This is a genomic window from Candidatus Zixiibacteriota bacterium (genome assembly GCA_034003725.1).
GTDB lineage: Bacteria > Zixibacteria > MSB-5A5 > GN15 > FEB-12 > WJMS01.
On record JAVEYB010000005.1, the window covers coordinates 21026 to 42835 of the forward strand.

A 21810-nucleotide genomic window follows, 5' to 3' on the forward strand; every position below is an offset into this window, starting at 1 on the left:
CTGGTTTTTGCTTTATAGGCTAAGCTGAAAAGCGAAACACTCAAGAGCAATATAATGAGCAGATAGAAGTAAGTACCTGTCATCAGAAACCCTAATCCCAGTGCTGAGAGCATTCCAGCGTAAACCGGCCAGCATGCCGGACAAGTTGCATTTGGAAGGAGAGCGGCTCCAATGCCTGGAAGTACTGAGAGGATTCTCTTCACCATGCCTTAATCTCTCTGACTCGCCAACAGGTTTACTCTTATCAGTTCTTTTGAAGGAAATCCTTCCATCGTTTCCCCGTTCTTGTATCTGCGGCAACGCATAGAATATTCTGTAGAATCATCCTCAATTATTTCAAGGTCACGATCATTGATCCTGATTGATGGTGATCCGAGGAACCGATGTCTTGTCACGTCTTCGGGCTGCTCAATCTTTATGGTGTCAATCTCATCTCCTATTCTCGTTTCAGAAAGAACTTCTTTCAGTTTGCTAAAGGCTGTTTCGTGATTGGGACAGCCATCGAAATATAAGAATTCAATTTTCATATTATTATGCTCCTTTAGAAAGCGATTCAATTATCGGGCAATTCCTTATTGTCCCGGTACGTTGACATTCAGATACCAACATTGCTAATGTAGCCTTCAGCTGTTTGAGATGCTTCAGCTGGTTGTCAATATATTCTAACTTGTCCTCAGCGATCTTTCTGACATCACTACACTTGTAGATTTCCCCGTCTGCTATTTCTAATAGTTCCTTGATCTCTGAAAGAGCAAAACCAAGTCCTTTGGCATTCTTAATAAAGATGAGACGCTCTAAATCCTGTCGAGAATATTTCCTGTACCCGCCGTCTGTTCGCACAGGATCATACAGTAGTCCCTTTTTCTCATAGAATCTTATTGTCTCTTTATTCACTCCCGCCTTATTGGCCAATTCACTTATTCTTAAGTCATCAGTATGCATCTTTTCTCCAATTCTATATTCTTAAACACCCTGTACTATACTACAGGGTTTCAAGGAAAAATACGCTTTATCATGAAGAGTCGAGATGAATTTATGTGAATCCCTGCCTTGACGCAGATTTGGGATCAGCGCAGAAGTTTGTCGAGAGTGATGTCGGGTTCTTGGGGTGCTCGTAATTTATTCGTAGTTAATGGGATATGAAATTGCGAAGTGACCCTCAGTCTCCCCGAACTTATGTGGAACTCGCCTTTTGAGTGAAATCCAGCTATTCGATGTCTTAGGTGAACACAACGAATCATCCTCAGGAGCAAGCTGCAGGACCGCTTAGTCCCCGACTATCGCGAAAAGGCGCGATCCCTATGCCGTTTGAATTCTACTAGAAGGCCAGTGCAGGACCAGGATTCCGCCGATAATGATCGCCGTCCCAATGAGTTCATTGGTCTGCAGGACCTCGCCCATGAAAACCGCTCCAATCAATAGCGCGAATAGAGGCGTTAGAAACGTAAAGGCGTTCATGCGGTGCAACTTCCCAACTTTCAGCACATGAAACCACATGAACGTCGCAAGGGCTGTTCCAGGAATGGCCAAGACAAGCAGCGAAACCAGTATCTCAGATCCAAAAACTATTGTGCTCGGATCTTCTAGCACAAGGGCGGCTATTCCGAGAGGGATGCTCCCGACTATCAGTTGCCACGCACTAACTCTCAAGACATTGGCTTCAACAGCTATCTTCTTCATCCAGACATTGCCAAGGGCAACTCCAAGCGCACCCAGGAGCACAAAGCCGATTCCGCCAACCGAGAGGTTATTCTGCACGTGGTGAAGTGAAGGTAACACGATCGCGATGATCCCCACTAAGCCTATAGTGAGGGCAGCCAACTGCCGTTTCGTCACTCGTTCAACCGCTAACACATATGCAAGCGCCACGGCAATCATTGGCTGAGAATTCGACACAACTGTCGCCAGGCCCGGCGACACGAGGCTACCTGCCAGGAACATTCCGCTGAAGCCGAGAGAGGTGTAGCCAAATCCGACGATCCCGATGCTCTGCCAATTCGACCAGGCACGGGGAATCACCGACCCCGGGGAACCCATCCCGAAGAGGAGCAGAGTGCCCCCTGCCAGTATCGATCTCATAAAGGCAAGGTAGAGCGGCGGAGACTCACTCAGAGCAATCGAAATAAAGGGATAACAGAGTGCCCACAGCAGGCAAACAAAAACGGCTTTCAATTTCAACATTGAGTCACGTACCGTCCGGGCCTAGGCAATTGACATCGGACAGGCTGTCATACTTTGACTCGTCGTAGCCTGAGGGCATTGGCGACCACTGACACCGAACTGAAGCTCATGGCTGCAGCTGCGAGGATGGGGCTGAGCAGTATCCCAAAGAATGGATACAACACGCCTGCCGCGATTGGTACGCCAGCCGAGTTGTACACAAAAGCCAGAAACAGGTTTTGCTTGATGTTGCGAATCGTGGAGCGACTAAGTTTTCTTGCCCGTACGATACCCCGGAGGTCACCTTTTACCAGTGTAACCCCCGCGCTTTCCATCGCCACATCAGTACCGGTTCCCATTGCAATGCCCACCTGCGCCTGGGCCAGTGCTGGAGCGTCGTTGATTCCGTCACCGGCCATTGCAACATATTTGCCCTGATCCTGGAGCTTCTTGACAGCGTCGGCCTTTTGATCGGGCAGTACTTCGGCCATCACGTCATCAATTCCCAGTTTTTCGGCGACAGCCTTGGCAGTGGTCTTACTATCGCCAGTGAGCATCACGACCGCAATTCCTTCATCGTGCAACTGCTTGATCGCCTCTGGAGTAGTCTCCTTAATCGGGTCCGCAACGCCAATGAGACCGGCCGCTTTGTTGCCGATCGCCACAAACATAGCCGTCTGACCTTCACGCCGCATCTCTTCGGCTCTGTCCACGAGAGGCTGAGCATCTACTTCAAGCTGATCGAGCAGAGCACGATTACCCAGGGCGATCTGCTCGCCATCTATCTTCCCGGTAACACCCTTTCCGGTAACTGACTCAAAGTTTTCTATATTGCCGGGCGCAACGCCGCGATCTCGGGCGCCCTCGATGATTGCAGCCGCAAGAGGGTGTTCGCTGCCTTTCTCCAACCCAGCGGCCGCCGCCAGCAGTTTCTGCTCATCCCACGGGTGTTCAGCATGGACTGTTACGAGCTTGGGTTTGCCGAGGGTGAGAGTCCCGGTCTTGTCGACGACCAGCGTATCAACTTTCCTTAGTACCTCGATTGCCTCGGCGTTTTTGAATAGCACACCAACGGAGGCCCCTTTTCCGCTTGCAACCATTATAGACATCGGAGTTGCCAGTCCGAGTGCGCAAGGACAGGCAATGATGAGTACCGCCACGGCGTTGATCAATGCATGAGTCAGCCTGGGATCAGGTCCGACCAGCGACCAGACTACGAAGGTAATAATCGCAATCGCAATAACCGCCGGAACAAAGTAGCCCGAGACAACATCAGCCATTTTCTGGATGGGTGCTTTACTTCGCTGGGCATTTGCGACCATCTGGACGATTTGAGATAGAAGTGTATCCGCGCCGACTTTTTCTGCCTCGATAACTATCGAGCCAGTCCCGTTCACGGTGGCACCGATAACCTTTTCGCCGGCACTCTTCTCTACCGGGATAGGCTCACCTGTAATCATCGATTCATCGACAGAACTATTTCCTTCGCTGACAATTCCGTCAACCGGAACTTTTTCGCCAGGACGAACGCGCAATTTATCGCCGATCTGCACCTTTTCGAGTGGAACATCTTCCTCGGATCCGTCCGAATTGACTCGCCGGGCAGTCTTGGGGGCTAAACCCAGCAGCGCTTTGATCGCGGCTCCGGTTTGACTTCTAGCCCTAAGCTCAAGGACCTGGCCAAGCAGCACCAAGGTCACGATCACCGCGGCAGCCTCGAAGTACACGCCGACCTCGCCGGACACGTCGCGAAAGGCATCAGGGAATATACCCGGAAACAGCGCGGCAATGAGGCTGTAGACATAGGCGACGCCGACGCCTAGCCCAATAAGTGTGAACATGTTTGGACTTCGATTGACAACCGACTGATAGCCGCGGACGAAGAACGGCCAACCGCCCCAGAGAACAATGGGCGTGGCGAGGACGAGTTCAAGTATGGTTAGCATGCGCGCACTGGCCAGTGTCTGAAGCCAGTCATGGATACCGGGAATCCACTCACCCATGGCAACGAGCAAGAGCGGTACTGATAAGATCGCGCAGACCCAGAAGCGTCTCGTCATGCTTCGAAGTTCGGGATTGTCTTCTTCTTCCGCTGTGACGCTGCGAGGCTCAAGCGCCATCCCACATATGGGACAGTTGCCCGGACTATCCTGGACTATTTCCGGGTGCATCGGACACGTATACTCGGTCTTGGTTGGCTGAAGAGTCGGAGTCTCCGGTTCGAGAGCCATACCACACTTGGGGCAATCGCCCGGCCCCTGTTGTCTTATCTCCGGGTGCATGGGGCAGGTATAGGTGGCCTTGCCAGCAGCGGAATCACTGGAATCGACCTGTTTGTTGTCTTGGCGGTGTCCATGTCCGGCATGGCCCGGGTGTTCGGCAGCATGGCCCGGATTCGTTTTCGACTGGTTCAAGTACTTTTCCGGGGCAGCCTGGAACTTGTCTCGACATCCTGTCGAACAGAAGTAGAACTCACGGTCATTGTGCTTGCCAGAGTGAGCCGTTTCGGCAGTAACTGTCATGCCGCACACCGGGTCCTTCAACTCTTTGTCATCTCGGTCTTCCGAGTGTGCCGTTTCGTACTTCCTCTTACAATGGTCGCTACAGAAGTAAATCGACTCACCGTTAAGCGACAGTCGATGGGCGGTCTCTTCTTCGACAGTCATGCCACATATCGGGTCTCTATGAGTTCTATCAGACATTGTCAATCTCCTCGCTTCATCCTTTTCCTCACCGCGTATACTACCGCTCCCCGAGTTCTATACGTAACTGTCTGGGGCCTTATTGAATGTTTTCAGGCAGCTTGCCGAGCAAAAGTACAGTTCCTTCGTCTTATAGGTGGTATGATGCTTGCTGTCCATCGGCACCGTCATTTCGCATACAGGATCAGTCGTCTGCCCGGACTCACGGGAACCCCCGTGTTTCGCCTCAAATTGTTGGAGGCACTTGTCGCTGCAGAAGTAGTACTGTTCGCCTTCTACTTCCAACTGATGTGGCGTGTCGGCACCTACGGACATACCACAAACCGGGTCTGTATACGTCTTGTCCATGAAATACTCCTTCCTCAATTGTGACTAATCTTCATGCTACGCGGCGACTTCCTCTCTCCAGCCATTCATTGTCAATCCTCGATGCCCATCGCATGACCCTCCCTGACACACCTGCACCAGACACAGGTGCAATCCTCATGCGTGCATTCGCGGTCCTTCACTTTGCTTACATAGTGACGTCGTGCCATTCCCGAGAATAACCATTTGCTGAAAGACATCTGGTAGTGGTGGTTCAGGATTCTTGAAGGTTCATGCCGGCTCAGCCTTCGTGCCAACACACCATATCCGCGCTGCCCCAGCCGCTCGAACAGGAATCTGTTAGCGAGCGAGGCTCTCAAAGCGGGACGGAGATGAGCTTTCCATTGCTCATTGTAGTCGGTGCCATTGATTAAGCATTGTGCCGCGATGTACCCGGATCGAATCGCGTAGCGCATACCGAATCCCCAAAGATAGTCCTGAAATCCGGCCGCTTCACCGATATACGTCTTGCTGTTGCGAACTTGACTCCGGCGCATGAAGAAATTGCCAAAGCCTCCAAATGGACGAGAGTCGGAAAGGTTTAAACCGAGCCTTGCTAAAAAGAATTCAAGACAGGCATTACGGTAGGCGTCGGAGTTGTGAAAATCTCTATACAAAACAGAGGCCATAGTCCCCTTCCCGTTGTGAACAAGAAGATACGCATACCCTTTGGGGGCCAATGTGTCGTCGAATACCATCGCTGCAACATCATCGTGGCTCGTTTCAAATGTCACGCCGGCTGCCAGAATATCAGCACCCTTCGGACCGGTTGCCACAATGGCCTCGCCCTCAAACTTGTCGATTCTTTTATTGAAAACAATTTGGACTCCTTGTTGTTCAGCCTGACGTCTTAGGCTCTGATCGAGTGTGCCACCGGCGCTGCCCCTCCTAACCAGGTAAAAGGCCGGCTGGCTGGATACTAATGACAATTCCTCACCGTCGGGAGTGAATAGCACTCCATTGCTGACCGGTACGCATTCACAATCCGGCTGTAAACCGTATGAGCGTAATTCTGCTAGTACATCAGAGTCGGAACTCCAGTTCTCCAGTCCCTGAAAGTCGTTGTGGAACCGGAATCCTACATCTGAGTGTTGCTCACACACTGTGACGGCATATCCTCTGCGTGCCAAAGTAATAGCCGCCGTCAATCCGGCCGGACCGGAACCGACTATGGTTACTGCGTCTCTCATACTATATCCGCTACTGTCTTTGGCATAACCCTCATTAATGCTGTTGAATGCTATTTGCCCGCGCACCGATCGCCCGTCCGGGCGTTAAAGAAGTTGTACAGGGGTACGAATACGAGGGCTATATATACTCCGTACAAAATCGTCTCTACGAGGCCGATGAAGAAGGTCGTCCACGTTAGCCAGTGAAAACCGGGGAGAAGAGCTTCCCAGGCACTGTGCATGGCATATTCGTGGAATATCAGCCCGTATATAACGCATAGGATATACGAACCCGCTAGGAAAATGCTGACAGAAAACGCTACCGGCTTGAAACACAACTTGTTCATGGTAGTCACCTTTCGCTAATGACAGCCCGACTTCTTCTCGCTTTTAGCCTCGCCAGCCGGTCCATGTTCTTGGTCACCGTGCTTTTTGTGGCCACCATGTGAGTGGCCGCCGCAGCAACCGCCCTTTCTCATCATGAAAAAGAACAGGGCGCCTATCACAACCAGCCAAATCAGGTTTTCCATGACCTACCTACCTTTGAGCCAGATCTCGTTTTTTTTCTTCGAACTCGTCACGAGTAATTTCGCCTGAAGCATACCTGTGTTCAAGGAACTGCAGCGGTGTCTTTGACTTGGTATCGCGGTTCCGGGTCGAGTTGCTCAAGAGCTTGACCACGACAACCACCACAGCGATGGTCGCCACCCAGACTAGTATCATTCCGAAGCCACCGAATCCAAAATGCATTGCTATTCACCTCCTTATGCACTCGCCGGATGTATCTCGAGTACAGCGAGAACCTCCTTTAGGCGCGCACGAACCTCTTCTGCTACGGGGCCAAGAGCGGTATTGCCGACAATACTCAGACTAGTCACCGGATCCACCGCGGCTACCATGCAGGCGCCTTCTTCGATCTCATAGACAATGACATTACACGGCAGCAACAACCCGAGTTCTATTTCCTCTGATAATGCCTGGTAGGCCAGAGGCGGATTGCAGGCGCCAAGAATCCGGTACCTCCGGAAGTCGATGTCGAGCTTGTTCTTCAGAGTTTCCTGGACATCGATATCACTCAAAACTCCGAAACCTTGATCCTTAAGTGCGTTGATGGTTTGCGACACGACCTTGTCGAACTCACCGTCCACCCGCGTTCTAATCCCATATTCGGACGTAGACATGCTCTTCACTCCTATTCACTTTTCCTGACTAACTCCAGAGCAGTTAATCGGAAGTTGCTTTCATTGGTTCCACCGATGACTCAGTCACAGACAAAACGAATCTGCAGACACCGGCATGGACCGCCATCTTCTTCTCAATTGCATCCATCATTCTGCGGTGATCACTCAGGGCCTTTCGCAGTCCCTCCAGCCCACCTGATGCGGATATCTGATCGAGATGCTTCGACAACTCAGTATTGTCACGTTCCAGGGTCTCGAATGATTCCTTCAGGTTGCGGACGATATGAACTAGCTCAGTGGCACTTCTGCTCGTAATGTCAGTGTCGATCGAACGCTCAGCAACTTGGGTATGTGAGTGTGCTTTCACCGCATAATCTCCGAATAGTGATCGAGCCACCGCCGTATAGTGCGCCGGGTCACGATGGAACTCCTTCTCACACAAAGGACAGCATACAAGGTACTCGTGGCCGTCTCGCTTGACGGAGTTCTGTGCTTTTGGCCTCGTTACAATCTTCCCGCATGTAATGCATCTGTTCATCATACTATCCTCACATTCGCTAATCGGGGCGGCCGTTTCCGACCGCCCTTGCCGTCAGCGTTAATGGTCGTGATTATGCTGGCCGTCTGCTTCGGACTTTGCGGAGTCCGCCCCCATCATACCAGGCATGCCGCCGGAGTGCGTCAGTGACATCATATTCTGACACATGCTTCGCTGTTCGCTCATGTTCTCATGCATCTGAGTCATCATGTCATGATGCTTCTGCATTTCCGCCTTCAGGGCTTTCATGTCGTCCATCTTCATCATCTTCTCAAAGTGGGACTGCAGGTCGTCGAATTCGCTCGACATCATCTTACAGTGCTTTGACATATCGCCCATCATGTTGCCCATCTTCATCATCATCCCTTCACCCATCATCCCGAAATGCGCAGTACTGTCGTCCTTGTTCATGGAGGAATGATCGTGATCGCCGCCCATCATCTGGGCCGCGGCAAAGGATGCGAGTCCAAGGGTCAACGCGATTACCATTACTAACATCAAGCGATTCTGTCTCATCGTTAACTCCTTCATTTCGGTTTCTGCTCACATATTAAGCAATAGCCATGCCAAAGCCTGACCCTGAACGCCTACGTGCTTGTCCGCCAGTAGGATAGCGCGCTTCGACTACGTTTCCCCGTCTCGGTACCAACGGACTTTACGTAGAATATTCTTCATTATCGTGGACTATTCTAATCTAATACTGTGAAGGCAACCAGAAGTAAAGACCGAGCCCCCGTGCGTCTCACTATTCACACACGGGGGCTGGGGGGAGGGGGCGAGGAGGGTGTATGCAGATTGTCAATGTCTGGGGTGTTTGCTCTTGCTCTTTCGGATATACTTCTCCGGATCCTTCTCAAACTCGGACTGGCACATGGGACAGCATGCGAGATAGGTGTTGCCGTCCAATTCGATTGTCATGTGTGCCTTATTCCGATTCACCGGTTTGTCACAGGTTATGCAGCGGTTCATAGTCCTCTCCAATCTTTATCCGCCCGATTTGGCGGTGTTCACGGTTTGCCAGTTTCATCCGTTGGTGAGTCAAGCGTGAATTCACCTTCCTCACCTGAGCGAATCTTGATAGCTCTCTCGATGTCGCTGATGAAGATGACACCGTCGCCCTTTGCTCCCGTGCGGGCAAGGCCAAGGAGCGTATCTACAATGCAATGGGCGTCACTCTCGCGGCACACAATTTCCAGTTTGTAAACCATTGAGTAGTTGGTAACGTAGTTGAGTGACAGTTCACTCGCTTCAGGATCGGCCAGGGCGCCAATACCTTCCACCGGGATCACAGACATCGCCTTCACCCCGATTGCTTTCAGCCCGTGCACGATGTCGTCCATCTTGGATCTGCGGATGTATGCCTTAATCTCTTTCATGACGCTTGCTCCGTCCTTACTTTTTTCGCTCATTCGTGTGTGATGCAACTGCAATGCCAACTCAGCATGCAACTCCCCAGAAAACCGGCATCCGTCTCAAAGACAATAGAATAAAATGCCGCATGCGTCCACATCATGTCGGCCGGCTGATCTCAAACGACTAAGTGGCGAAGACTATTCATCGAATTCAGAGAATATTCTACGAATTACTTCTCGGGTGATCAGACACCAGCTGTACGAGCTACCAACAGAAAGAGCATGCCGCCCTCTAAGCCACTATGAGCCATCGGGCTGTGAACAAAGTACACATTCAAAATCCAATCTGCCCGTATTTGGCATGGCATGTGATAACAAATGGTGTGTGAGGCATAATTGTGGAAGAAATGTGAAAGGTCGTTTCAATGAATACATTAGCTGTTGGCGGCCTCGGTGGCCAGTGGTTCCTCGCCATACTCATGATAGTACTGGTGAGTTGGTTTTTGTTCCGATACCTCATACCCCAGAGTTGGAAGGAATGGCGTGCGGCAGGTATCCTGCAGGCTTTCATTATCGCCTTGTACGCGGAGATGTACGGCTTTCCGCTCACGATCTATATCCTTACCGCATATTTCGGGGTCGATATCCCTTGGCTCCACATGCGAGGGCACCTGTGGAGTTCCCTCCTCGGCCTCGGCGATATTGGAGCGATGGCCGAGATGGTGCTCGGCTATGCAATCATCTTCGCCGGCATTGGCTTGCTCGCGGCCGGTTGGCGCCAGGTATACAAGGCTCAGAAACAGGACAAGCTCGTAACAGACGGTCTCTACAGGTATGTCAGGCATCCGCAATACACCGGGATCTTCATAGCTGTTCTCGGGCAGCTCCTGCATTGGCCGACATTGCTCACTCTAGTCCTGGCGCCGTTGATTGTCTTGATGTACTGGCGGTTGGCTGTAAAGGAAGAACGAGAGATGCTTAAGAAGTTCGGTGCAGAGTACGCCGCGTACACAGCCAAAACGCCACGATTCATCCCAAAAGGCAACGCCTGGCGATCGCTCATGCGCGCAACCAAGGAAACTGAAGAGGAGCAGGACGCCGCTGCCAGACCGGTCCAAGACGGTAGAGGCGATCTTTAACGGCCACGCTATTCAAAGAGATCGGGAAAAATGGACTTTCGGAAAAATACGGCACTGCGCGCATCACTGGTTGTATTCATAGCCTCAATGCTCGTCTGGCTGATGGAGCTGACTCTGCCGAGAGTCTATTCTCTCCTGTTTGACTACCACTTTACGTTTCTCTCGATTTCTCTAGCTCTTTCCGGTTTGGGGTTGGGTGCCGGAGTCTATCACGTTTGGTCAAAACATGAGCGACGGAAGCCTGTTTCCCTCGTGTTGTCGATGTTGTTGCTGGGTACGGCAACAGTGCTATTTCTCGTCCTGATTTCCACTCAAATCACGTTGCTGATCAATATCTATGTGGTTGTGGGGTTGTCGATAGTACCCTTCGCGGCATGCGGTGCGATTTTGGCCCACGCCTTCAAGGCGCATTCGGGAAAGGCATCAATTTTGTATGCGGTTGATCTTGCCGGAGCCCTGGTGGCAATTGGCCTCTACGTGATATCCGCACCGCTGGGAGCTCTGTTCCTGCTACTTCTGTGCGCCTTTGTTCTCGTCATTCTGATTCCAATCCTGGTAAGGACCCACCGCCAGCTACTAGCGTGGTCCCAGGTTGTGTGGATTCCGATTTTGGCCCTGCTCTTGCTCGCGGCCGGAACGTCTTACTGGCAACCCCGTATTGCCCTGCAACCGGGTCAACACAAAGAGATGTTTCATATGCAACAGCATCCCGGACGCAACGGTGAAGTTGTCGCCAGCGAGTGGAGCAGTTTCGGACGAACCGACCTGCTTCAAAGTAAAAGTGAGCCGGACCGAATGGTGTTCTTTACCGACGGCTCCGCCGGATCTTCAATGTTCCGATTCAACGGCGACTACTCCGACACATCGAATACTGCGGTTCAGATGCTGAAGTACTTCCCGGCGTTTTCCGCGCTTTCCCTGATTCCACCCGCGGAGAAGCAGAGTGCTCTGATTATTGGCCCTGGCGGTGGTCGCGACATTCACTTGGTGCGGCTGGCTGGATATGAGAAGGTTGATGCGGTGGAGGTCAATGGCGATCTCCTGAATCTGGGTCGGACGTTCAGCTGGTTTAACGGCGGCATTTTCGATGGGGCACTGCCCAACATCAAAGTGATCGAGGCTGAGGGTCGCGGTTTCATAAAGCGGGCGAAACAAAACTATGATCTTATTTATCTGAGCATACCGATCATCAAGTCAAGTCGCAGCCCGGAAGCATTTGCCTTGACCGAGAACTTCCTGTTCACGACCGAAGCATTCGATGATTACTTCTCTCATCTTTCGGAGCGAGGACGGCTGGTGGTAGTTACTCACGACGAAGCTGAGGTATTGAAATTAGTTCTGACGGCAAAGCGAAGTGACTACGCGAATAATCATCTATCGCAGTTCTATAATCACTTCTACGCAGCTGGCGCCGGAATGAATCCGTTTGTTGTATTTCACAATACCGCCCTGGACTCCACTTTGGCAAACGTGCTGCACGATGTTACGATGGCAACCGGCAACTTCAATCCAGCCGGTGCCTGGTTCCCGTTTATTCAGGCACACGACATTCAGGTCCTTCTTTCCGGTAATCTCCCTTCGGAGATGCCAATGCTTAGTGAAGAGATAAGGGGGCTGGCTGATGGCACTTATGGTCCGGACGAGTTGGTTTCTGCGAGTAATCTGAACCTGTCACCCCCACGGGATGATTCGCCTTTCTTCTACAATTTCTCTCGGGATGTCCCAGCGGTGATTGATCTTGCAATCTTCATCTCCGGCCTATTGATAGTTTTGGTCATACTGTGGCGGATTCGCTCAAATGGAGTGCGTCGAGCTCACAGTTCAGCGTGGGGCTCCGTCTTTATAGGATTGGGGCTCGCATTTATGCTGATCGAGGTGCCGTTGGTTCAGCGCTTCACGCTTTTCCTGGGCAGACCTATATATGGGCTGACGATCGTCCTCGGCTCATTGCTTGCCGGTGGTGTGATAGGTAGTCTCTTCAGCAGCAAAATAGGCGGGTCGCTGCGGTCTTTGCTTGTAGGATCACTGCTCACGGTGGCACTCGTGGGGGCCGCTCATATCTTTGCTGTGCCGATGCTGCTCGAGGTATTTAAAGGCGAAGTGCTGACTACGAGGATGGCGCTTGCAACCCTTACTCTGGCGCCTCTTGGGATCGCTGCGGCCATTCCTTTCCCTACGGCATTGCGCTACGCTGGCAGCCTGGGCATGTCGGGCGAGGTTCCTCTGTATTGGTCCCTTAACGGCCTTGCGGCTGTTCTCGGTGCCGCTACGGCGGTAGCGGTATCACTGTCCGCCGGTTTTGCGATTGCGATGAGCCTAGCCGTTGTGCTTTACATCCTGGCCGCGATGATGTCGTTGTTTCTCCGGTAGTTGATACGTTCTGCAATAATTCCTCGTAAGTGAGCCACGATCGCGGTTTCACGATCGTCCTGATTACTCAAAAGACGAATCGGTACGATAGGAGTAAAGTCCTTTCGGGATTTCGAGACCATAGCACGTGCGATTCTGATTGACTTGACCAAGACGGTGTCAAGTAGCTGCCTTTCAGAACCTGTTTTCATCTAATGACGTATCTGCTGAATCGGACGAACCAACTGGACGCTTCACTTCCGCCTTTAGATACCACGGTAAGCGTATCCGTCTGGGTAGCACCAGTATGAATTCGACAAGCTGACCACTGCGTCGTCGCACTTTTACGCTGCCGAAGTGACTATTCATCGTGTTTATGATATCGACCAGGGAATAGTCTGAGGTATTGCCATTTTCGGGCCTTGATAGTTCACTTAAGTAATATGAGTGCAACCTGACGTCCTCACTTGAACAACCAACCCAGCGGGAATTGCCGGACTCCCCGGTATAGATAGTTACTGTCTCTATCAACTCGTTGTCGCTGGTCATCTCCTCAATAAGGCGGTGCAGGCACCGAAGGAGATGTTTCCGTGCGACACGGCACTTTAGTGGCCTTGAGGCCAAGCGCGTCTCAAGTCTGATATTGGAACTATTGAGTAACGGGGATGTTTGTTGGGAGCATTCCTCTGCCAGATCATTCAGGTCTATTACAGCCAGGCGGACTCGTCTTCGCTCGACCAAGCTGATTAAACTGCTGCGTACGTCTGCAATGGACTCCGTCTGAGAGCGTATGACATGGATGAACTCACGAGCACCAGGGTGGTCTCCAATCGACGCTTCCAAAGATATCAGTACTCCTTGAATCGATCGGACCGGAGACTTAAGCGATCGAATTACAGAGCGCGCTACAGAGCCAAACTGTGCCATACGTGCATAACCGAGCGCGGTATGCCTCAGTTCAGCCTCTCGCCCAAACAGCCAGCCGCCGACAAAACCAACAACTGGAAATAACAGCACTTCGATTAGTTGAGCCGATTGGTAAGCCGGGTGCGCCTCCCATGTCATGAGAATGTGCGGTAGGTATACCGCCGCAGGCAATAGCGCCATGAAAATGGCACTCTTGCGCGATATGGCGTACGCTGCCCACACAATCGGTATGTAATAGAGCCGTTGCAGAATGTTGTGGAGCACGAAGTTCGATGGCGGAAGCAGGTAATGCAGGATTGTGACAAGTAACACAAGTGCAAACAATAACAGCGGCAATCGTTTGCCTGTCCGGAGGCTAGACTGCGTTTCGTCGACAAATCCGGGTGTCTGTTCGTTGCTGTTGCCGGGTTGCATGACGAGTTCTCACCTCACCTTCAGTCGCGAGAAATCATGTCGAAAACTCAACGAAGCCTCGCATCTTCCTTTTCAGGCATGTGAAGTCCAGGCGTCGTACTTCTCCTCCGCTGAATTCAACTTCCACTCGCTGGCCTATCGGTAACTCTACTCTCTTGTTTAAGGCTGGAAAGACAATCGCTTCGTTGCACTCCCCGCCCGTGTTTCGCAGGAAGATCAGTTTTGCCGGAACACCCGCGGCGAACTGAATACGGTCGGGAACGAATGCCGTATCGACTATAATCGCGGCGGTCTGAATGGCTGGTTCAACCGCGTCCCATTGCTTGAGATCTGACTGTGCCGTGCGCCGCGAGATCATCATCGGCACAGCGATGAGCCCTACTAATAGCAGTATTCCTATTGCTTTCGGCCATTGTCGATCCATAACGGTTCTTCCTAGTGTCAGGGTGAGTATGATTGCCACGGTTATTGTAGCTGCAGTCCACTCCACGGCCGTCCTCCTTTCTGCGCTGGTACAATGGCGGTTGCGCTACTTGTTGGATGAATTCGCCTCCTCTGCGTCTGAACAGCCTTCGTGGGGGTCACGACTGGACATCACAGATGGATTCGGATCACCGCAGCAGCCACCCATAGACTGTGGCTGTAACAAGCTTTGCTTCGTATAGGTAAGATTCTGTCGGAACTGATTGAGCCGCTCTGTCATTTCTCCCATGTTGTCGGAGCTAAGAATTAAATTCACTTCGTCTTCACATGCCTGAAGAAGCCTCAGCATGTCTTGTTCACTACCGCTGCCTGGCTGCGTCTCGGAAGAAGCATCTTTTTGAGGGTGCATCGGACATTCGTCAGCCGTCTGGATAGTGACAGCGGCCGATTCCGGATCACCGGTCGCATCGGTGCTTACTGCCGATATGGTCAGCAGTGCCAACAGTGCCAGGGCTCCGCTCCAGATAAGTGCCTTCGTTTTCATCGCTTGTCATCCTGTTTTTAGGGTTCTATTTCACTAACATCATTTTTCTTACCGCCCAATTGTCATCAGCCAGCAAGACCAAAAAGTAAAGTCCACTGGGCACTACCTGCGCCTGGTCGTCGGTGCCATCCCAGTGTGCCGTATACGACCCTGGTTGCTGACGTCGGTCTACCAGCCGCCTTACCTCCCGTCCCAGAATATTGTAGATTTTGACTTCAACATCCGCCTTGTCAGGCAGATCGTAGTCGAGATTGGTTGACACGTTGAAGGGGTTTGGGTAGTTCTGGCTGACTTCAAAGTACTGTGGCACAATACCACTGGACATTGCCACATTCGGCGATAGTGCACCATGCCCCGACTCGCTACTGTAGGCCGTATTTGACAGTGAAGTAGCGATCCAGCCAACAATACTCGCGGCCAAGAGCAGCTTTGCAGTCATTTGTGTCGGACTTCTCATTGTCTCAATCCTCGTCGAGTTTCCCACTACTCGATTTGATAGGCAACCCGCGTGCCGAAGCAGAGCACTATTGTGCCAGCTTGGTCTACTCGCATAGAAGCAAACCACTTACAAGGACTACGCAATACTATGTGATGATAGATGAGCCGTTTGACTGTGATGCTGTTGAAGAATAGTCTATAAAGTAGGCGATTATTCTCAAGACGTAGTATCCAACGGCGCTGACACGTCAAGAGACTATGCTGTGACTGTGACGAAGATCCGGCCGTTGAGTACGTTGACTTCATATTCCTTGAGCGGTCGAGGCGGCGGACCAGCGATGTTACGGCCACGGAGATCGTAGTGACCATTGTGACAGGCACACCAGATGTGTTCAAAGTCGGAGCGGTACTGAACCGTGCAGTCCAGATGCGTGCAGATAGCCGTAAAAGCGCGAAGCTCACCATCCGGCGTTCGGATGAGAATGCCTGGTCTATTGCCAATTGGGAAAATGATTCCTGAGTTTGGCGCCATTCCTTCATCTGCGGCAACGTCGATGGTACTGTTGCCGGGCCCTTTTCCCTTTGGGGGAATCAGGAAACGTATTATGGGATACGCAATCGTACCCGCCGCAAGTCCTCCGAATACAGTAAGTGCCAATTCCAAGAACGGCCGTCGACCTAGTTTGTTATCACTATCTGCCATTAAGAGACTCAATTCATAGAGCTGCAGTTATAGAGCGAGGCCGGGTCGGCAACCGCTCTGTTCCCGAATCCCGGCCTACGTCTCGCTGGAGGAGGCGTCGCTACGGAGCGGTAGTGAAGGCGTACATGTGATAGCCGTTGTCGTTGTGGTTGGCGCCACCCATCATTCCGCCATGACCGTCATGCATGCCGCCCTCATACAGTAGACACAGATACTCAGTGGTTGGCATCAATGTGGAATCAGGCACAAATTCGCACGAATCGAGCGTGCCATTCCAGTGGAATTCACCAGGCGTGTGTATGGAGTCCATCCAATGCATCATCTGCTGTTCCATATTCATGTTCATCATGCCGAACCCGCCATGGTGACTAACTGAATCGCGCCATTCATGCATCGGTTGCCCGCCGGCCAGATGCAGATTTTGCATAACCGACATTGTGTCCACCGGCCCGGTGAACTTTAGGGCAACCGCGGCCGACGTTGATATGTTCGTCGAACCATCCACTGGATATACCGCCGCGACAGATACGACACTCGTGCCACTGTTCGACATCATATCGTGATCGTCATCGCTGCAACCCGCAAAGGCGACTACGGCGATAGCCAATATTGTAATCCCGATTAAGGTGCTTAGCGTTTTCATTTTGTCCTTCCTTCTCATATTGTACTTTACAAACCATAGTAGTTAGGGCCAAATACGAGGGTTGCTCCTAAATGTCCGGTCACACCTATTGCTACTACATTCAGCACCAGCAGCACTCTGAATAGCAGTCGGCTGCGCTGCGAGTCTCGCTTTCGCCAATGATATGCCACCAATGCGGTCAGCACGGTCAGCACGGTGGAGGCGAGCCCCAGCAGGCGATGCCACTCGAAGTATTCCTCCAGCGCTGAAGGGAAACTGGCCCCTGAAGCGCGAGCCCATCCCAACAGCGCGGCTACCACCGCAAAAAATGCAGCCCAATACATGGTGACGGCCGCCATCTGGTCGAATATTTCCGAACCGAGTACGAACTTCGTTCCCACAAAGATCAGAGCCATGATGATCAGCGCGATGGGAAAGTGCACGGCGACCGGGTGTAGTTTACCAAGAAAGCCAAGGACACTGATACTTGCCCCATGATCAGTTGCATGATCGTGATCGGAATCCGGCTCTGTCCCACTACCGTGATTCAAATCGACATCGGTATCATCGTGAACCTTCTGACCTAAGCTCCCGGTCGCTCCTTCTGACGAGTCTGCACTAGACACCGCATGATCGTGGTTGTGGCCGTCGTCCGATACACTCGCTTTGGCCGCCTCACGCTCAGCATCCTCTGCGTAGTGCGCCAGCTTGTCGGACGCTGGCTCGGCGTCAACGTCCCTCAGACTAACTATGTACTCATCAGGATCGGCAATAAAGTCGCGTTTACATTTATTGCAGCAGAAATGAATGCGCTTGTCTTCGTAGTCAAGATAGATGTTGGGATCTGCCTTTTCGGAAGTCGTAACAGGGCAGTATTCATTCGTTTGAGCCTTGAGTTGACCACTAGGTGCCAGGAACGTTACGACCAGCAATAGAAGGGGTACCGCAAACCGCACTAGATATGCACTTACCGGGTGTCTCATTCTTCAATCTCCTTTCCACGGGAGATCTGGCGCTTGACCCGCAGCTCTGCCAGCAAACAGTAGAGAGTCGGTACTGTGAAGACGGTTATCAACACTACCGTCATGCCGCCAAATGATGGTATTGCCATCGGCACCATGATATCTGCGCCACGGCCAGTCGAAGTAAGCACGGGAATCAGCGCAAGAATAGTCGTGGCTACCGTCATCAATGCCGGACGGATTCGACGCTTGCCGGCTTCGACAGTCGCCTCACGCACGGCCTGAATAGTATTCGGACGATCTCGGTCAAACACCTGCTTGAGGTAGGTTGAGATGATCACACCGTCGTCGGTAGCGATGCCGAACAAGGCAAGGAATCCTACCCATACCGCAACCGATAAGTTGAAGTTCCTAACCTGGAATAGTTCCCGCATATTCTCTCCGAACAATGAGAAATCCAGAAACCAACCCTGGCCGTAGAGCCACAGCATGAGGAACCCGCCCGACCACGCAACAAAGATGCCGGAAAAAACCAACAAGGTTGTCGGAACGTGCTTAAACTGAAAGTACAGGATCAGGAATATCACGATCAGGGCGAGCGGCATTACCACCATCAGCTTCTTTTCGGAGCGAACCTGGTTCTTGTACGAGCCGGCGAACTCGTAGCTGACTCCGGCCGGAACATCAAATTCTCCTGAACGAATCTTGTCCTGTAGCAGCCTCTGTGCATCCTGCACAACGTCGACTTCAGCGTAACCCGGCTTCTTATCAAAAATGACGTAGCCGGTAAGGAAAGTATTCTCAGACTTGATGACCATCGGACCGCGCACAAACCGAATCTCGGCCAGTTCAATGATCGGTATCTGGGCACCGCTTGCCGTAGGTACCAGGATACTACCCAATTCATCCAGGCTATTGCGAAGTTCACGCTGATAGCGAACACGAACCGGATATCGCTCCCGGCCCTCTACGGTTGTAGTCAACTTCTTTCCACCGACAGCCACTTCTATTACGTCCTGCACTTTTCGAATGCTCAGACCGTATCGTGCAATCTTCTCCCTGTCGATATCGATCTCAAGGTAAGGTTTGCCCACGATTCTGTCGGCAATCACGGCCGCCGGCTCCACCGAGGGTACTTGCTTGAGATACTTCTCGATCTCAAGACCGACTCGCTCGATGGTCTCAAGATCCGGTCCTTTGACCTTCACTCCCATGGGGGCTCGCATACCCGATTGCAACATCACTATTCGAGCCGCGATCGGCTGGAGCTTAGGAGCGGAGGTTGTACCCATGAGCTTACCGGCTTTTACTATCTCGTCCCAGATATCGTCCGGACTCTGGATATGGTCGCGCCAATTACGATACGGCCTACCATCATCATCCGGAATCAGCTCGCCGTTCTGATCTCGGACGAACTCTCCCTTTTCCTCATCGTACTCGAAGCGCAGCCGGTGACCACTCTCATCCACCTTGTATTCCGGCTTGTAGTTGATGACTGTTTCTATCATGGAGATGGGAGCCGGATCTAGCGGCGAATCCGCTCGCCCGAGCTTACCAACTACCGACGAAATCTCAGGAATACTTCGGAAGGCCATATCCTGATGCTGCAACACATCCAATGCTTCACCGATGGAGGCGTGCGGCATCGTCGTCGGCATCCACAGAAACGACCCCTCGTCGAGATCCGGCATGAACTCCTTCCCAAGACCCGGGAAGGCGTGATTCATTGCCACAAACGGTCGGCTTGAACTAACCCAGCTGGGCATCCAACCGAAAATGGACCCAAACCCCAGCCAGACAGTCAGTCCGAGGACAACCAGAAGGACCGGCATTGAAAGAAACAAGGCCTTGTGTGACAAACACCAGCGCAGTATTGGTTCATAGGCCCAGATGAACAGTTGAAACAGCAAGAGAACCCCACCCAGTGAGAACACCACGAATATGAAGTTCAGTATTATACCGGCGTCAACACCCAGCGGCTCCCAGTGACCAGCGAGCAGCCACGCGACAATGACAACAACTATATAGTTGAAGTATGTTGGCACCTTCGAAGTGACTTTCGCAGGTAGACGGGACTTGAAGTGCAGATACGCTCCGACTGCAATCAATACAAAGCCTGTGAACCAAAAGGCGAAGAAGAACGCAGTCAATCCGCCAAGCAGCAGTCCAAAAGACCAAAAGCGTCGCGAACGCGAGAGGTTTTTTCCCTTTGTGAACAGGATATGCGCCAGCGGCGGAATAATGGTAAGCGCTACGATCACCGATGCTATCAGCGCAAACGTCTTGGTGAATGCCAACGGCTTAAACAGTTTTCCTTCGGCTGCTTCCATCGTAAACACCGGCAGGAACGAGACGACAGTCGTCGCAATCGCCGTCAAAACGGCACTGCCTACCTCTGAAGACGCACGGAAAATAACCTCCAGGCGGTTCTCCTCCGGGTGCGCATTCTCAAGATGTCTGAGAATGTTCTCGCATATGACGATACCCATATCGACAATTGTGCCGATAGCAATCGCAATCCCGGACAACGCAACGATGTTTGCGTCGACTCCAAACAGCTTCATGGCAATAAACGTCATCAGCACGGTCAGAGGGAGAAGCCCCGAGATCAAGAGCGAACTCCTGAAATGCATGACCATGATGATGACTACGATAATCGTGACCAGAATCTCGTCAACCAGGGCCGTGTTGAGTGTTCCTAGGGTCTCGTATATCAACCCCGTGCGATCGTAGAATGGCACGATCGTGACTTGCGAGGTCCGGCCGTCCGCCAGAACTTTCTTCGGCAGACCCGGCGAAATCTCCTTGATCTTGGCCTTGACGTTCTTAATGCTCGCGAGGGGGTTTTCACCGTAGCGGACCACCACGACGCCGCCAACAACTTCTGCACCGCCTTTGTCAAGCGCGCCGCGTCTCAAGGCGGGCCCGAGCGAGACGGTAGCTACATCAGACACCCGCAGGGGCACGTTGCCCGTCTGCTTGACTACGGTCTTTTCAATATCCGCTATTTCTTCGATGAACCCGAGACCACGGATCACGTACTCCGCTTTGTTAATCTCGATAGTCTTTGCACCAACATCAACATTGGACATCCTGACGGCGTTGAACACATCAGTCAGCGTCACATCGTTTGCCCGCATGGCATCGGGGTTGACATCAACCTGGTATTCCTGGACAAAACCGCCGACCGACGCAACCTCCGAGACACCATCTGCAGACTGCAAGGCATAGCGTACGGTCCAGTCCTGGATTGACCGCAGTTCGTGGAGATCCCAGCCTCCAGTGGGGTTGCCGTCTTCGTCACGTCCTTCCAACGTGTACCAGAAGACCTGACCCAAGGCGGTAGCATCCGGACCAAGGGCTGGTTGGACGCCGTCCGGAAGTGTACCGCTGGGCAATGAGTTGAGCTTTTCCAAGACACGTGAGCGGGACCAATAGAATTCAACATCATCTTTAAAGATGATATAAATGCTCGAGAATCCGAAAAACGAATAGCTGCGAATGTCCTTCACGCCCGGAATACCCAGCAACGAAACGGTGAGCGGATATGAAATCTGATCTTCGACGTCCTGCGGCGAACGGCCCATCCATTCGGTGAAAACAATCTGCTGGTTTTCTCCGATATCGGGAATGGCGTCAACCGGAACAGGGTCTCGCTGCAAGCCGACAACCCGCCAATCGAACGGAGCCACCATGATTCCCCAAGCGATAATGACCAGCATAAGAAGTATAACGACCAGCTTATTCTCCAGACAGTACCTGATCACCCGGTCCAACAGTGACGCTCTCTGAAATTCACGTGAATGTTGTTGCTCAGTCAT

Annotated in this window: 23 protein-coding genes; 2 read left to right on the top strand and 21 right to left on the bottom strand. The window is 52.1% G+C overall.

The window, feature by feature from the left end:
* Nucleotides 1-209 precede the first annotated feature (209 nt).
* The 13 genes from RBT76_07435 to RBT76_07495 all read right to left on the bottom strand — a co-directional run bounded on the left by RBT76_07435 (nt 210) and on the right by RBT76_07495 (nt 9492).
* Entirely contained in the window at nt 210-527 is a 318-nt protein-coding gene (locus tag RBT76_07435) for a DUF2703 domain-containing protein (protein MDX9857604.1), read from the bottom strand.
* A 4-nt stretch (nt 528-531) separates the two neighbouring features.
* Nucleotides 532-942 carry a MerR family transcriptional regulator gene (locus RBT76_07440; protein ID MDX9857605.1) on the bottom strand — a complete coding sequence of 137 codons (411 nt, stop codon included), beginning with the start codon at nt 940-942 and terminating at the stop codon, nt 532-534.
* 357 nt (nt 943-1299) lie between these two features.
* Nucleotides 1300-2181 carry a DMT family transporter gene (locus RBT76_07445; protein ID MDX9857606.1) on the bottom strand — a complete coding sequence of 294 codons (882 nt, stop codon included), beginning with the start codon at nt 2179-2181 and terminating at the stop codon, nt 1300-1302.
* 47 nt (nt 2182-2228) lie between these two features.
* Nucleotides 2229-4826, bottom strand: a complete 2598-nt coding sequence (locus tag RBT76_07450) for a heavy metal translocating P-type ATPase (GenBank protein ID MDX9857607.1) — start codon at nt 4824-4826, stop codon at nt 2229-2231.
* Between the two features lie 93 nt (nt 4827-4919).
* Nucleotides 4920-5210 (bottom strand): YHS domain-containing protein, encoded by a 291-nt coding sequence (locus RBT76_07455; GenBank protein MDX9857608.1) that lies wholly within the window; start codon nt 5208-5210, stop codon nt 4920-4922.
* Nucleotides 5211-5281: 71 nt separating this feature from the next.
* Nucleotides 5282-6418 (bottom strand): NAD(P)/FAD-dependent oxidoreductase, encoded by a 1137-nt coding sequence (locus tag RBT76_07460; protein ID MDX9857609.1) that lies wholly within the window; start codon nt 6416-6418, stop codon nt 5282-5284.
* 50 nt (nt 6419-6468) lie between these two features.
* Complete coding sequence (locus RBT76_07465; protein ID MDX9857610.1) at nt 6469-6744, bottom strand: DUF5676 family membrane protein; 276 nt, start codon at nt 6742-6744, stop codon at nt 6469-6471.
* A 190-nt stretch (nt 6745-6934) separates the two neighbouring features.
* Complete coding sequence (locus RBT76_07470; protein MDX9857611.1) at nt 6935-7147, bottom strand: SHOCT domain-containing protein; 213 nt, start codon at nt 7145-7147, stop codon at nt 6935-6937.
* Nucleotides 7148-7161: 14 nt separating this feature from the next.
* On the bottom strand, nt 7162-7578 hold the full coding sequence (locus RBT76_07475; GenBank protein MDX9857612.1) for a DUF302 domain-containing protein: 417 nt from the start codon (nt 7576-7578) through the stop codon (nt 7162-7164).
* A gap of 43 nt (nt 7579-7621) precedes the next feature.
* Complete coding sequence (locus tag RBT76_07480; GenBank protein ID MDX9857613.1) at nt 7622-7945, bottom strand: hypothetical protein; 324 nt, start codon at nt 7943-7945, stop codon at nt 7622-7624.
* A gap of 231 nt (nt 7946-8176) precedes the next feature.
* Nucleotides 8177-8632 (bottom strand): hypothetical protein, encoded by a 456-nt coding sequence (locus RBT76_07485; protein ID MDX9857614.1) that lies wholly within the window; start codon nt 8630-8632, stop codon nt 8177-8179.
* Nucleotides 8633-8914: 282 nt separating this feature from the next.
* Entirely contained in the window at nt 8915-9085 is a 171-nt protein-coding gene (locus tag RBT76_07490) for a YHS domain-containing protein (protein ID MDX9857615.1), read from the bottom strand.
* 38 nt (nt 9086-9123) lie between these two features.
* Complete coding sequence (locus RBT76_07495; GenBank protein ID MDX9857616.1) at nt 9124-9492, bottom strand: P-II family nitrogen regulator; 369 nt, start codon at nt 9490-9492, stop codon at nt 9124-9126.
* Nucleotides 9493-9893: 401 nt separating this feature from the next.
* Between RBT76_07495 and RBT76_07500 the strand changes: the two genes are divergently transcribed.
* Together RBT76_07500 and RBT76_07505 are read left to right on the top strand one after the other, a co-directional pair.
* A complete protein-coding gene (locus RBT76_07500) occupies nt 9894-10607 on the top strand; it encodes an isoprenylcysteine carboxylmethyltransferase family protein (GenBank protein ID MDX9857617.1) in 714 nt (237 codons plus the stop codon).
* Nucleotides 10608-10637: 30 nt separating this feature from the next.
* Nucleotides 10638-12977 carry a hypothetical protein gene (locus RBT76_07505; protein ID MDX9857618.1) on the top strand — a complete coding sequence of 780 codons (2340 nt, stop codon included), beginning with the start codon at nt 10638-10640 and terminating at the stop codon, nt 12975-12977.
* A 174-nt stretch (nt 12978-13151) separates the two neighbouring features.
* Here the strand turns inward: RBT76_07505 and RBT76_07510 are convergent, their stop codons facing one another.
* The 8 genes from RBT76_07510 to RBT76_07545 form a co-directional block, all read right to left on the bottom strand.
* A complete protein-coding gene (locus RBT76_07510; protein MDX9857619.1) occupies nt 13152-14297 on the bottom strand; it encodes a hypothetical protein in 1146 nt (381 codons plus the stop codon).
* A 34-nt stretch (nt 14298-14331) separates the two neighbouring features.
* On the bottom strand, nt 14332-14787 hold the full coding sequence (locus tag RBT76_07515; GenBank protein MDX9857620.1) for a hypothetical protein: 456 nt from the start codon (nt 14785-14787) through the stop codon (nt 14332-14334).
* A gap of 39 nt (nt 14788-14826) precedes the next feature.
* Nucleotides 14827-15264, bottom strand: a complete 438-nt coding sequence (locus RBT76_07520; protein ID MDX9857621.1) for a hypothetical protein — start codon at nt 15262-15264, stop codon at nt 14827-14829.
* A gap of 25 nt (nt 15265-15289) precedes the next feature.
* Nucleotides 15290-15703: a FlgD immunoglobulin-like domain containing protein gene (locus tag RBT76_07525; protein MDX9857622.1), complete on the bottom strand. Its 414-nt coding sequence runs from the start codon at nt 15701-15703 to the stop codon at nt 15290-15292.
* A 255-nt stretch (nt 15704-15958) separates the two neighbouring features.
* Entirely contained in the window at nt 15959-16405 is a 447-nt protein-coding gene (locus RBT76_07530) for a Rieske 2Fe-2S domain-containing protein (protein MDX9857623.1), read from the bottom strand.
* A 100-nt stretch (nt 16406-16505) separates the two neighbouring features.
* Complete coding sequence (locus RBT76_07535) at nt 16506-17048, bottom strand: hypothetical protein (GenBank protein ID MDX9857624.1); 543 nt, start codon at nt 17046-17048, stop codon at nt 16506-16508.
* 26 nt (nt 17049-17074) lie between these two features.
* A complete protein-coding gene (locus RBT76_07540) occupies nt 17075-18010 on the bottom strand; it encodes a DUF2231 domain-containing protein (GenBank protein MDX9857625.1) in 936 nt (311 codons plus the stop codon).
* Nucleotides 18007-21810: an efflux RND transporter permease subunit gene (locus tag RBT76_07545; GenBank protein MDX9857626.1), complete on the bottom strand. Its 3804-nt coding sequence runs from the start codon at nt 21808-21810 to the stop codon at nt 18007-18009. The genes RBT76_07540 and RBT76_07545 overlap by 4 nt, the downstream gene beginning before the upstream one ends.

Excerpts from the sequence above, each read along its gene's own strand:
- RBT76_07435 (MDX9857604.1), bottom strand. The coding sequence starts at position 527 with ATGAAAATTGAATTCTTATATTTCGATGGCTGTCCCAATCACGAAACA.
- RBT76_07440 (MDX9857605.1), bottom strand. The coding sequence starts at position 942 with ATGCATACTGATGACTTAAGAATAAGTGAATTGGCCAATAAGGCGGGA.
- RBT76_07445 (MDX9857606.1), bottom strand. The coding sequence starts at position 2,181 with ATGTTGAAATTGAAAGCCGTTTTTGTTTGCCTGCTGTGGGCACTCTGT.
- RBT76_07450 (MDX9857607.1), bottom strand. The coding sequence starts at position 4,826 with ATGACTGTCGAAGAAGAGACCGCCCATCGACTGTCGCTTAACGGTGAG.
- RBT76_07455 (MDX9857608.1), bottom strand. The coding sequence starts at position 5,210 with ATGGACAAGACGTATACAGACCCGGTTTGTGGTATGTCCGTAGGTGCC.
- RBT76_07460 (MDX9857609.1), bottom strand. The coding sequence starts at position 6,418 with ATGAGAGACGCAGTAACCATAGTCGGTTCCGGTCCGGCCGGATTGACG.
- RBT76_07465 (MDX9857610.1), bottom strand. The coding sequence starts at position 6,744 with ATGAACAAGTTGTGTTTCAAGCCGGTAGCGTTTTCTGTCAGCATTTTC.
- RBT76_07470 (MDX9857611.1), bottom strand. The coding sequence starts at position 7,147 with ATGCATTTTGGATTCGGTGGCTTCGGAATGATACTAGTCTGGGTGGCG.
- RBT76_07475 (MDX9857612.1), bottom strand. The coding sequence starts at position 7,578 with ATGTCTACGTCCGAATATGGGATTAGAACGCGGGTGGACGGTGAGTTC.
- RBT76_07485 (MDX9857614.1), bottom strand. The coding sequence starts at position 8,632 with ATGAGACAGAATCGCTTGATGTTAGTAATGGTAATCGCGTTGACCCTT.
- RBT76_07490 (MDX9857615.1), bottom strand. The coding sequence starts at position 9,085 with ATGAACCGCTGCATAACCTGTGACAAACCGGTGAATCGGAATAAGGCA.
- RBT76_07495 (MDX9857616.1), bottom strand. The coding sequence starts at position 9,492 with ATGAAAGAGATTAAGGCATACATCCGCAGATCCAAGATGGACGACATC.
- RBT76_07500 (MDX9857617.1), top strand. The coding sequence starts at position 9,894 with ATGAATACATTAGCTGTTGGCGGCCTCGGTGGCCAGTGGTTCCTCGCC.
- RBT76_07505 (MDX9857618.1), top strand. The coding sequence starts at position 10,638 with ATGGACTTTCGGAAAAATACGGCACTGCGCGCATCACTGGTTGTATTC.
- RBT76_07510 (MDX9857619.1), bottom strand. The coding sequence starts at position 14,297 with ATGCAACCCGGCAACAGCAACGAACAGACACCCGGATTTGTCGACGAA.
- RBT76_07520 (MDX9857621.1), bottom strand. The coding sequence starts at position 15,264 with ATGAAAACGAAGGCACTTATCTGGAGCGGAGCCCTGGCACTGTTGGCA.
- RBT76_07525 (MDX9857622.1), bottom strand. The coding sequence starts at position 15,703 with ATGACTGCAAAGCTGCTCTTGGCCGCGAGTATTGTTGGCTGGATCGCT.
- RBT76_07530 (MDX9857623.1), bottom strand. The coding sequence starts at position 16,405 with ATGGCAGATAGTGATAACAAACTAGGTCGACGGCCGTTCTTGGAATTG.
- RBT76_07535 (MDX9857624.1), bottom strand. The coding sequence starts at position 17,048 with ATGAAAACGCTAAGCACCTTAATCGGGATTACAATATTGGCTATCGCC.
- RBT76_07540 (MDX9857625.1), bottom strand. The coding sequence starts at position 18,010 with ATGAGACACCCGGTAAGTGCATATCTAGTGCGGTTTGCGGTACCCCTT.
- RBT76_07545 (MDX9857626.1), bottom strand. The coding sequence starts at position 21,810 with ATGACTGAGCAACAACATTCACGTGAATTTCAGAGAGCGTCACTGTTG.